This window comes from Aeromicrobium sp. CF4.19 (genome assembly GCF_051262555.1).
Lineage (GTDB): Bacteria > Actinomycetota > Actinomycetes > Propionibacteriales > Nocardioidaceae > Aeromicrobium.
Genome location: NZ_JBIMEU010000004.1, coordinates 274725 through 285407, shown reverse-complemented (window position 1 = coordinate 285407; position 10683 = coordinate 274725). Strand labels below are relative to the sequence as shown.

The window sequence follows — 10683 nt, the reverse complement described above, 5'->3', positions numbered from 1 at the left end:
GCTGAGTGTGACGTTCCGGCCCCGAGATTGAGCGATGCGGGGCCGGAACGTCACACTCAGCGACAGAACGGAGAGCGGCCATGACCGGATTCCCCGCCCATCGACCACGCCGGCTGCGCTCGTCGCCGGCGATGCGACGCCTGGTGGCCGAGACCTCGGTGGAGCCTCGGCAGCTCGTGCTGCCGATGTTCGTGGCCGAGGGCCTGACCGAGCCGCGCCCGATCTCGAGCATGCCCGGTGTCGTCCAGCACAGCCGCGAGAGCGCGCGGCACGCCGTCCGGGAGGCCGCGGCGCTGGGGCTCGGTGGCGTCATGCTCTTCGGCGTTCCCGAGCACAAGGACCCGACGGGCTCCGGGGCGCTGGATCCCGACGGCATCCTCAACGTCGCGATCGCCGACGCCCGCGAGGAGGTCGGCGACGACCTGCTGGTGATGTCGGACCTGTGCCTGGACGAGTTCACCGACCACGGGCACTGTGGAGTCCTCGACGACGCGGGCCGGGTCGACAACGACGCGACGCTCGAGCTGTACGCCCGGATGGGTGTGGCACAGGCTCGGGCCGGTGCCCACCTCGTCGGTCCGAGCGGGATGATGGACGGTCAGGTGGCGGCGGTGCGGTCGGCGCTGGACGCCGAGAGCCACCAGGACGTCGCGATCCTGGCCTACGCCGCGAAGTACGCCTCGGCGTTCTACGGACCGTTCCGCGAGGCGGTGGACTCCTCCCTGCAGGGTGATCGGCGCACCTACCAGCAGGACCCCGCGAATCGCCGCGAGGCGCTGAGGGAGGCGCTTCTCGACGTGCAGGAGGGTGCCGACATCGCCATGGTCAAGCCCGCGATGGGCTACCTGGACCTGCTGCCGCTCGTGCGCGACCACGTCACCGTCCCCGTCGCGGCCTACCAGGTCTCCGGTGAGTACGCCATGGTCGAGGCGGCCGCCGAGCGCGGCTGGATCGATCGGGACCGCGCGATCGCGGAGTCGATCACGTCCATCCGCCGCGCGGGCGCCGACATCGTGCTGACCTACTGGGCCGCCGAGCTCGTCGAGCAACTTCTGATTTGAGAGTTCAGTTGTTGGCGCGGACGGCGGCCTTGCAAGCGTCGATCTTGGACTTCGGGCCGATGGGATACTTGAGGTTGCAGCCCAGAAGCAGGTCCACGATGTCAGTGACCGGCTTGGTCACTGGGGCGAGGGGTGTGTCCTTGACAAGGTTCTGAACGGTGCCCCCCACGGGCTTTCCGCTGCCTGAACCACCTGAAGAGGAACCGCCGTCGGATCCTCCTGAGCCACCCGATCCGCCAGTACCGCCGGTCGAGCCACCCCCGCCGGTGCCGCCGGAGGACGATCCTCCGCCACCGGTGGACGACCCGCTGCCACTGCCAGAGCCGCCGGATCGGGCCTCCTCGCGCTCACGCTTCTCCCGAGCCGCTGCCTTCTTCTCGGCCGAGCGCTGCGACGCGCCGGCATCGTTGCGCTCGCCCTGGGTCATCGTCTGGTCGAGCGAGCTGCTGGTGAGCACGGGGCCCGACGACGTGCCGTTCGGGGTCTGGGAGAAGTCGCCGTCGGCGTAGGCCTCGGAGATCTCCATGACCAGGGCGACGTACTCGTCGGAGCGGTTGTAGCGCTTGACCGCCGTGGAGACGTCACCGGCGGTGCTGAGGTCGCCCTCGCCGGAGCAGAGGTAGATGCCGGCGGCCGTGGCGGCGTCGCTGATGTTCTGGGGGTTCTTCTCGCCGTCACCGTCGGCGTCGACGCCCACGGAACTCCACGTCCCGGGGATGAACTGCATGGGGCCGACCGCACGGTCGTAGACGCGGTCCTTGTCCAGGGCGCCGTCGTCGGTGTCGGTGATCCGCGCGGTGCTGTTGGTGCCGTCGAGCGGGATGCCGTAGATGCCCGGCGTGGCGGTGCCGTCCGAGCTCAGGGCGCTGCCGCCGAAGCGGCCGTGGTTGGACTCCACGCGACCGATCGCGGCGACGAGGTGCCACGGGAGCTGGCAGCTCTCGTCGGCCTTGTCCAGCAGGGTCTCCGCGCGGCGGTAGGCGCTCAGGGCGGAGGAAGGAATGCCGTTGGTGGAGAGGGTGGCGACGGCGCCGTCGGGGCCGGCCTTGGGGTCGATGCCGGCCGGCGTGTCCTGGACGCTCGCCGGCTGCTCCAGGGCGGTGCTGGGCACGTCGGGGATCTCGTCGGAGCTGACGCGGTCGTCGGCGGTCGCGAGGCCGGAGTTGGTCAGGGCGGCTCCCCAGGCGACGAGCAGGACGCTCATCGGGACGAGCGCACTGGCCTTCTGCCAACGACTCAGCGTTCGGACTGCCATCGAGTTCCCTCCAACGTGGGCGCACGTGACCCACGCCACGGTAAACGCATGTTACCTGCGGACCGCTCCCCGAGCAAAGCGATCCGCTTCCCACCCGGGGAAACGACGTCGCCCGGGCGGGGTTACGGCGGTCGGGCCGCCCGACGCATCGGCTGGGACAATGGGGGCATGGCTGCCCCCACACCTGTCTCTGACCAGTGGTTCTCCCGTGCGAAGGCCGTCTCGCCGGGCGGGGTCAACTCCCCGGTCCGTGCCTTCCGTGCCGTCGGGGGCACACCGCGCTTCATGGTGGAGGGCGACGGGGCGTGGCTGACCGACGCCGACGGGACCCGCTACCTGGACCTCGTCGGCTCCTGGGGGCCGATGCTGCTCGGCCACGCCCACCCCGAGGTGATCGCCGCCGTGCAGGACGTCGCCTCCCGGGGCACGTCCTTCGGCACGCCGAGCCTGCCGGAGGTGGAGCTGGCCGAGGAGATCGTCAGTCGCGCCCCGGTGCGGAGCGTCCGGCTGGTCTCCTCGGGCACCGAGGCGACCATGTCGGCGATCCGGCTGGCTCGCGGCTTCACCGGCCGAGACCGGATCGTGAAGTTCGCCGGGTGCTACCACGGTCACGTCGACGCCCTGCTCGCCGAGGCCGGCTCGGGCCTGGTGACGCTCGCCATCCCGGGCACGCCCGGAGTGCCTGCCCACGTCACGAACGACGTGATCGTGCTCCCCTACAACGACCCGGACGCGGTTGCGGCGGCATTCGCCGAGCTGGGCGACGAGATCGCGTGCGTCATCACCGAGGCCGCTGCCGGGAACATGGGGGTCGTCGCCCCCGAGCCGGGCTTCAACGAGCTCCTCGCCCGGACCTGCCGCGAGCACGGAGCCCTGATGATCAGCGACGAGGTGATGACCGGCTTCCGCGTCACCCGCTCGGGCTACTGGGGCGTCGACGGCGCCGCGGAGGGCTGGCGCCCGGACCTGCTCACCTTCGGCAAGGTCATGGGCGGTGGCTTCCCCGCGGCGGCCTTCGGCGGTCGCGCCGACGTGATGGACCACCTGGCCCCGAGCGGTCCCGTCTACCAGGCCGGGACGTTGTCGGGGAACCCCGTGGCCACGACGGCCGGCCTGACCACCCTGCGCCTGGCCGACGCCGACGTCTACGCGAGCATCGACGCCTGGTCGGCCACGGCGCAGGGGCTCATCGGGGACGCGCTCGCGGCCGAGGGTGTCGAGCACGTGATCCAGACCGCCGGGAACATGTTCAGCGTCCTGTGGGGCACCAGCACCCCGGCTCGCAGCTTCGCGGACGTGCAGCAGCAGCAGGCGTGGAGGTACGGCCCGTTCTTCCACGCGATGCTGGAGGCCGGTGTCTACCTGCCGCCGAGCGCCTACGAGTCGTGGTTCGTCTCGGCTGCGCACGACGACCACGCACTCTCTAGGATGGCCGAGGCCCTGCCCGCCGCCGCACGGGCCGCCGCCCGAGCCCAGGAGGACACCGCATGAGCGAGCGCACGATCGTCCACCTGATGCGCCACGGCGAGGTCCACAACCCCGAGGGCGTGCTCTACGGGCGGCTCCCGGAGTACTTCCTGTCCGACCTCGGCCACGAGATGGCCAAGCGTGCGGCCGACCACCTCTCCAAGAACGAGATCATGCACCTGGTCTCCTCGCCGCTGGAGCGGGCGCAGCAGACGGTCGAGCCCCTGCGGGTCCTGCTCGATGCTCCCGTGACCACCGACGCCCGGGTCATCGAGGCCGACAACCTCTTCGAGGGCCGCACGGTCGGCGCCGAGCCCAAGGCACTCGCGCACCCCAAGAACTGGTGGACGCTGCGCAACCCGTTCCGCCCGTCCTGGGGTGAGCCGTACCGGGACATCGCGGCGCGCATGCAGGCTGCCGTGGCCGACGCCCGGGAGCTGGCCCGTGGGCACGAGGCCGTCATCGTGTCGCACCAGCTGCCGGTCTGGATCGCCCGCCAGGCCTATGAGCAGAAGCGCTACGTGCACGACCCGCGCCGGCGCCAGTGCACCCTGGCCAGCATCACCAGCCTGACCTTCGATGGGGACGAGTACGTCGGCTACTCCTACGCCGAGCCCGCCGCCGACCTGCTGCCGGACGCCCTCAAGGGCAAGTTCGTCGGCGGCGCCTGAGTCGTGACGTCACGCCACACCGCGGTCGCGGTGCTGTCCGGCCTGATGCTGCTCGCCGGGTGCGCCGGCGTCGGGACCGAGGGCTCCACGGGCGGCTACGTCAGTGGCAGCCGGTTCGTCACGTACGTCGAGCCGGAGGACCGTGAGGACGCTCCGGTCCTCTCCGGTGAGGACCTGGAGGGTGAGCCGATCTCCAGCGAGGAGCACGAGGGCCAGACCATCGTCGTGAACGTGTGGGGGTCGTGGTGCCCTCCGTGCCGGGCCGAGGCCCCGGTGCTCAACGAGGCCGCCCGCACCTACGCCGACTCGGGCGTGCAGTTCCTGGGGCTGCTCGTGCGCGACGACCCGGCCGCCGCGCGGGCCTTCGAGCGCAAGCAGGACACGCCGTACCCGAGCATCGTCGACGCCGACGGCCGCCAGCAGCTGGGCTTCGCCGACTCCCTGCCGTCCCAAGCCATCCCCACGACCTGGGTGATCGACGCAGAGGGTCGCGTCGCCGCACGCATCATCGACCCGGAGCTGCGGCTCTCCACGCTGACCGGAGTGCTGGACGACGTGATGGACAGCATGGATGAGGATGGGGTCGATGGGTGACTGGTTCGCCGACGCGGCTGGTTCCGGATCCCTCCTGATCGCGGTTCCCGTGGCCCTCGTCGCCGGACTCGTGTCGTTCTTCTCCCCGTGCGTACTGCCACTGCTTCCGGGCTACCTCTCCTACGTGACCGGTGTCGGCGTGCAGGACCTCGACACCGCCGGCAGGGGTCGGATGCTCGCCGGATCGGTGCTGTTCGTCCTGGGCTTCAGTGTCGTCTTCGTCCTCGGGGGCACCCTGTTCGGCGCGATCGGCCAGTCGCTGTTCCAGTACCGGCGTGAGATCTCCGTCGTGCTCGGCCTCGTGGTCATCGTGCTGGGCCTGGTCTTCATGGGGCTCGTCCCGGTGCTGCAGCGTGAGGTCCGCATCCACGCGGTCCCCGCCGTGGGCGTGGGCATCGCGCCGGTGCTGGGCTTCTTCTTCGGGCTCGGCTGGCTGCCGTGCATCGGCCCGACGCTGGGGGTCGTCCTCACCTTGGCGAACCAGGAGGGCACGGCGCCCCGCGGCGCGTTCCTGACGTTCGTGTACTGCCTCGGGCTGGGGGTGCCGTTCATCGTCGCGGCGCTCGCCTTCCGTCGCTTCATGGGTGCGGTCGGCTGGGCCCGCCGACACCAGCGGGCCATCTCCCGCGCGGGCGGCGGGATGCTGGTGCTCGTCGGCGTGCTGCTCGTGACCGGCGTGTGGGACGCCGTGGTGACAGACCTGCAGTCCTGGGCCGGCGGCTTCGGGGCGGTGGTCTGATGTCGGCGAGCGGCACCGCGCCGGCGATGGGCACCGTCGGCATGCTGCGCTGGGCGTGGCGTCAGCTCACGTCCATGCGCACGGCCCTGGTGCTCCTGATGCTGCTGGCGATCGCGTCGGTGCCGGGCTCGGTGGTGCCGCAGCGCGGCGTCGACGCCCGGGCCGTCGAGGCGTACTTCTCCCGCAACCCCGATCTCGCGCCGTGGCTGGACCGCCTCGGGTTCTTCTCCGTCTACACGTCCCCGTGGTTCAGCGCGATCTACCTGCTCCTGATGGTCTCGCTGGTGGGCTGCATCCTGCCGCGCACCAGGGTCTACCTGCGGGCGTTGCGGGCGCGTCCGCCCAAGGCCCCCAAGCGGCTGGAGCGGCTGCCGGCGTTCGGGACCTTCGAGACCGACGCCTCGCCGCAGGAGGTGGCCGCCGCGGCGCGCCGCGTGCTTGCCGGACCGCGGGGGCTGCCGGCCCGGATCGACGTCGTCGAGGACGCGACGTCCAGCGAGGTCCGCGTCGAGAAGGGCTACCTGCGCGAGGCCGGCAACCTGGTGTTCCACGTGAGCGTCGTCGCGGTCCTCGTGGGCGTGGCGGTCGGAGCATTGTTCGGCTACCGCGGCGCCGCCATCGTGACGCAGGGTGACGGCTTCGCCAACGTGCTGACGCAGTACGACGAGTTCTCCTCCGGCGCGCTGTTCGACTCCGACGAGCTCCCGCCGTTCAGCCTGCAGCTCGACGAGATGGTGGCGCGGTTCTGGACCGACGGGCCGCAGCGCGGGGCTCCTCGCCTCTTTCGCGCCTCCGGGACGTACGAGGCCGAGCCCGGTGCCGGGGAGCAGCCCTACCGCATGCAGGTCAACCAGCCGCTGGACGTCGGCGGCTCGTCGGTCTTCCTCGTCGGGCAGGGCTACGCACCGGTCCTGCGGGTCACCGACGCCGAGGGGAACGTGGTCTTCGACGACGCCGTGCCCTTCCTGCCCCAGGACGGGACCTACACGTCCAACGGCGTGGTCAAGGTGCCCGACGCCTCGCCCGAGCAGCTCGGCTTCCAGGGGTTCTTCCTGCCCACGGCCGTGTCGTCGGGGGAGGAGGAGGCCTCCGTCTCGATCTTCCCCGGCGCGGTGAACCCGCTCGTCGGGCTGTTCGTGTTCGAGGGCGACCTCGGCCTGGACGACGGCACGCCGCAGTCGGTCTACGTGCTCGACAAGACGAACGTCACCCAGCTGGAGAACGAGGACGGGGATCCGTTCCGGGTCAGCCTGAGCCCCGGTCAGCAGGCCGAGCTCCCGAACGGCGGCACGATCGAGTTCGTCGACCTCAAGCTGTTCGCCCGGTTCCAGGTCGCGTCGACGCCGCTCGTGGAGCTTCCTCTCGTCGCGATCAGCGTCGGGATCATCGGGCTGATCCTGTCGCTCGTCATCCGCCCGCGGCGCACCTGGGTCAGGTCGCGTCGGGATGGCTCACGTACCGTGGTGGAGGTCGCTGGGCTGGATCGCGTCCCCCGGGACGACCTGCCCGACGACCTCGACGACCTGCTCGAGCGGCTCCGTGTCGCGACGGGCGTCGACCCCGACACGACTGGCCCCCGCGAGGAGAAGGACCGCCCATGAGCACCGAGACCCTCGCCCAGGTGTCCAACTACTCGGTCGCGTCGGCGACCGTCGTCATCGCGCTCGCCTTCCTCGCGCACATGGCCGAGTGGGGCTTCGCCCGCAAGGTCGCGCCAGAGCGTGCCACGGTCGCGGCGGGTGGACCGGCAGCAGCGGTGGAGCCCGACGCTGCGGACGGGTCCGACGAGGACGCTCCGAGCCGGCCGGACCTCCTGGCCTCGATCGGAGTCTCCTTGACCGGGCTCGGGACGGCGCTGCTGCTCGTGGGCTTCGTGGCCCGCGGCCTGGCCGCGGACCGGGTCCCCTGGGGCAACATGTACGAGTTCGGGATCGGTGGCGCCGTCGTCGCGCTCGTGGTCTACCTGGTGATGGTGAGGCTCTCCGGACTCGCTTGGCTGGGCGGCATCGTCACGGGGTTCGCCCTCGTCGTGCTGGGCATGGCGATGTCGACCTACGTGCCGGCCGGCCCCCTCGTGCCCGCCCTGCACTCCTACTGGCTCGTCATCCACGTCGCGGCGGTGATGCTGTCGGGCGCCTTCTTCCTCGTCGGTGCCGCGGCGTCGGCCCTGTACCTGGTCCGCGGGCGGGCTGAAGCCCGCGGCACGGTGGGCGGCCTGCTGGGCCGCTTCCCGTCGTCGGCGGCCATGGACAAGGTGGCCTACCGCGTCATCGCCGTCGGGTTCCCGTTGTGGACGTTCGGAGCGCTCATCGCCGGCCCGATCTGGGCGCACTACGCCTGGGGCCGGTACTGGGGCTGGGACCCCAAAGAGGTCTGGGCCTTCATCACCTGGGTCGTCTACGCCGGGTACCTGCACGCCCGGGCGACGGCCGGGTGGAAGGGCAAGCGCGCCGCGATCATCGCCCTCGTCGGGTTCGCGACGTTCCTGTTCAGCTACTACGGCGTCAACCTCTTCGGCTCCGGCCTGCACTCCTACGCGAAGTAGCGGACGCCTTCGCTGCGACTGCGTGGCGTACCGCCATCGCCTCGACGCGGGCGGGTTCGGTGGGGTGCGCCGTGCGCCCGGCTCAGAGGCCGCGCAGGTAGTCCGGGTCGTCGTCGGGGCCGAAGCCGCCGGGACGGCGCCTGGGCGGCGGCGTGCCGCGCTGACGCTGCGCACCGAAGAAGATCCACAGCAGCGGGCCGAGGAAGGGCAGCATGACCACGAGCACGAACCACACGAGCTTCGGCACGACCCGTACCTGGGTCGCAGGGGTCGCGAGCAGGTCGAAGAATGCGTAGACCAGCAGCACGACGGCCACGATCACGATCAGTGCCTTGCCCATGGGCCAACGTTACCGCCGACGGGCAAGACTGGCCGGGCATGCTCGCCATCGAGACCAGTAGGCTCGGGGCATGAGCGAGCGTCAGCGGCAGACCGAGGGACATCTCCTGTGGGCACGCTCTGAGGATGCTTCCTCACAGGGTGTGATCGCATGAGTCTCGTGGCGAAGTTCACCCTCGCCCGCCTGGGCATCTTCCTGCTCACCTACGTCCTGCTGTGGGGCGTCGGGCAGTTCTTCCTGGAGTTCGGGACGCTCACCAACCTCGTGGTCCTGCTGGTGGCGCTCGTCCTCTCCTCGATCATCTCCGTGTTCGCGCTCGCGGACCTGCGAGGCCAGATCGCCGACCGCGTCCAGGAGCGCGCCGAGCGGATGAGCCAGAAGGTCGAGGAGTCCCGTCGTGCCGAAGACGTCGACTGACCACCGGGCCTGGATCGACGAGGCGATCCGGCGGGTCGACGCCGACGCGAACCGCAGCGCCGACACCCACCTGCACTCCCTGGAGATCGCGACTCCCGGAGTCGACCTCTACCTCAAGGACGAGTCGGTCCACCCGACCGGAAGCCTGAAGCACCGGCTGGCCCGGTCGCTGTTCCTGCACGCTCTGTGCAACGGATGGATCGGCCCGGACAGCACGATCGTCGAGGCCTCCAGCGGCTCCACGGCCGTCAGCGAGGCCTACTTCGCGCGGCTCGTGGGGCTGCCGTTCGTGGCGGTCATGCCGTCGACGACGAGTCGCGAGAAGGTCTCACTGATCGAGTGGCACGGTGGCCGCTGCCACTTCGTCGACGAGGCCGGGCAGGTCTACGACGAGGCCCGGCGGATCGCCGACGACTGCGGCGGCCACTACATGGACCAGTTCACCTACGCCGAGCGGGCCACGGACTGGCGGGGCAACAACAACATCGCCGAGTCCATCTTCGAGCAGATGTCACGCGAGCCGCACCCGTGCCCGACGTGGATCGTCGTGAGCGCGGGCACCGGCGGGACCTCCGCGACCATCGGGCGCTACGTCCGCTACCGCCGCTTCGCCACGAGGCTACTGGTGGCCGACCCGGAGGGCTCGGCGTTCCTGGACGGCTGGCGGGAGGACCGCTCGGACGTCGTGACCGGCCGCTCCTCGCGGATCGAGGGCATCGGCCGGCCCCGCGTCGAGCCGTCGTTCGTCGGCGGGGTCATCGACGACATGCTGCGCGTCCCCGACGCCGCCTCGATCGCAACCATGCGCTGGGTGAGCGACCGGCTCGGTCGCGCCGTGGGCGGCTCGACCGGCACCAACGTGTGGGCCGCGCTTCAGGTGGCCGAGAGGATGCGCCGCGACGGTACCGACGGCAGCATCGTCACCTTGTTGTGCGACGGCGGGGAGCGGTACGTGAGCACCTACTACGACGACGGCTGGCTGTCCGAGCACGGCCTGGACATCGCGCCCTACGCCGCGGCGCTGCGCGAGTACGAGCGCTCCGGCGAGCTCGCGCTCAGCTGACCGGCACGATCCGCACCGACTCCACGGTGCCGCCCCCCGGGCCGTCGGTGAGAACGAGATGGCCGACCGTTCCGTGTGGCTGACGACGCTTGTCGGTGGGGGAGCCGGGGTTGACGATCAGCAGGTCGTCGTCCTGCTCGGTCAGGGGGATGTGGGAGTGACCGAACACGACGACGTCGGCCATGGGGAAGCGCCGCCGCATCCTCGCGAGTCGCCCCTGCTTCGCACCGGAGTCGTGGATCATCGCGACGTGGACGCCGGCGAGCTCCAGCTCGAGCGTGTGCGGAGCACCCCAGGCCTCGACGTCGGGCCCGTCGTTGTTCCCCGCCACCACGTGCAGCGGGGCGAGGGCGGCGAGCTCGTCGAGGACGCCGGGCTCGCAGACGTCACCGGCGTGCAGGATGACGTCGACGCCGGTGAGCTCCTCGGCGACCCGGACCGGCATGCCCTTCCAGAACCGCGGTGCGTGAGTGTCGGAGATCAGACCGACGTGCAGACGGCTGATGCGATCACGTCCTCAGAAGAACCACG

The 10683-nt window shown here is 70.9% G+C and carries 12 protein-coding genes; 9 read left to right on the top strand and 3 right to left on the bottom strand.

The window, feature by feature from the left end; translation table 11 throughout:
- Window positions 1-80: 80 nt before the first annotated feature.
- Complete coding sequence (gene hemB, locus ACHAAC_RS11305) at window positions 81-1061, top strand: porphobilinogen synthase (protein WP_435716329.1); 981 nt, start codon at window positions 81-83, stop codon at window positions 1059-1061.
- 4 nt (window positions 1062-1065) lie between these two features.
- Here hemB and ACHAAC_RS11300 read toward each other — a convergent pair whose 3' ends face one another.
- Entirely contained in the window at window positions 1066-2316 is a 1251-nt protein-coding gene (locus tag ACHAAC_RS11300) for a lytic transglycosylase domain-containing protein (RefSeq protein ID WP_435716328.1), read from the bottom strand.
- A gap of 168 nt (window positions 2317-2484) precedes the next feature.
- Here ACHAAC_RS11300 and hemL point away from each other — a divergent pair, with 168 nt between their 5' ends.
- From hemL to ccsB, 6 genes are read left to right on the top strand one after another with little or no spacing between them, the layout of a single operon-like run.
- Window positions 2485-3807 carry a glutamate-1-semialdehyde 2,1-aminomutase gene (hemL, locus tag ACHAAC_RS11295; protein WP_435716327.1) on the top strand — a complete coding sequence of 441 codons (1323 nt, stop codon included), beginning with the start codon at window positions 2485-2487 and terminating at the stop codon, window positions 3805-3807.
- Complete coding sequence (locus tag ACHAAC_RS11290; protein ID WP_435716326.1) at window positions 3804-4454, top strand: histidine phosphatase family protein; 651 nt, start codon at window positions 3804-3806, stop codon at window positions 4452-4454. The genes hemL and ACHAAC_RS11290 overlap by 4 nt, the downstream gene beginning before the upstream one ends.
- A 3-nt stretch (window positions 4455-4457) precedes the next feature.
- A complete protein-coding gene (locus ACHAAC_RS11285) occupies window positions 4458-5048 on the top strand; it encodes a TlpA family protein disulfide reductase (protein WP_435716325.1) in 591 nt (196 codons plus the stop codon).
- Window positions 5041-5787 (top strand): cytochrome c biogenesis CcdA family protein, encoded by a 747-nt coding sequence (locus ACHAAC_RS11280; protein WP_435716324.1) that lies wholly within the window; start codon window positions 5041-5043, stop codon window positions 5785-5787. Before ACHAAC_RS11285 ends, ACHAAC_RS11280 begins: the two co-directional genes overlap by 8 nt.
- On the top strand, window positions 5787-7388 hold the full coding sequence (gene resB / locus ACHAAC_RS11275) for a cytochrome c biogenesis protein ResB (RefSeq protein WP_435716323.1): 1602 nt from the start codon (window positions 5787-5789) through the stop codon (window positions 7386-7388). The genes ACHAAC_RS11280 and resB overlap by 1 nt, the downstream gene beginning before the upstream one ends.
- Window positions 7385-8332 carry a c-type cytochrome biogenesis protein CcsB gene (gene ccsB, locus ACHAAC_RS11270; RefSeq protein WP_435716322.1) on the top strand — a complete coding sequence of 316 codons (948 nt, stop codon included), beginning with the start codon at window positions 7385-7387 and terminating at the stop codon, window positions 8330-8332. Before resB ends, ccsB begins: the two co-directional genes overlap by 4 nt.
- Before the next feature lie 82 nt (window positions 8333-8414).
- Here ccsB and ACHAAC_RS11265 read toward each other — a convergent pair whose 3' ends face one another.
- On the bottom strand, window positions 8415-8672 hold the full coding sequence (locus ACHAAC_RS11265) for a PLD nuclease N-terminal domain-containing protein (RefSeq protein WP_435716321.1): 258 nt from the start codon (window positions 8670-8672) through the stop codon (window positions 8415-8417).
- Between the two features lie 150 nt (window positions 8673-8822).
- Between ACHAAC_RS11265 and ACHAAC_RS11260 the strand changes: the two genes are divergently transcribed.
- Window positions 8823-9089: a DUF4229 domain-containing protein gene (locus tag ACHAAC_RS11260; protein ID WP_435716320.1), complete on the top strand. Its 267-nt coding sequence runs from the start codon at window positions 8823-8825 to the stop codon at window positions 9087-9089.
- On the top strand, window positions 9070-10152 hold the full coding sequence (locus tag ACHAAC_RS11255; RefSeq protein ID WP_435716319.1) for a PLP-dependent cysteine synthase family protein: 1083 nt from the start codon (window positions 9070-9072) through the stop codon (window positions 10150-10152). The genes ACHAAC_RS11260 and ACHAAC_RS11255 overlap by 20 nt, the downstream gene beginning before the upstream one ends.
- Here the strand turns inward: ACHAAC_RS11255 and ACHAAC_RS11250 are convergent.
- Window positions 10145-10633 carry a metallophosphoesterase family protein gene (locus tag ACHAAC_RS11250; protein ID WP_435716405.1) on the bottom strand — a complete coding sequence of 163 codons (489 nt, stop codon included), beginning with the start codon at window positions 10631-10633 and terminating at the stop codon, window positions 10145-10147. The two genes, ACHAAC_RS11255 and ACHAAC_RS11250, sit on opposite strands and share 8 nt — an antisense overlap.
- Between the last annotated feature and the right edge of the window lie 50 nt (window positions 10634-10683).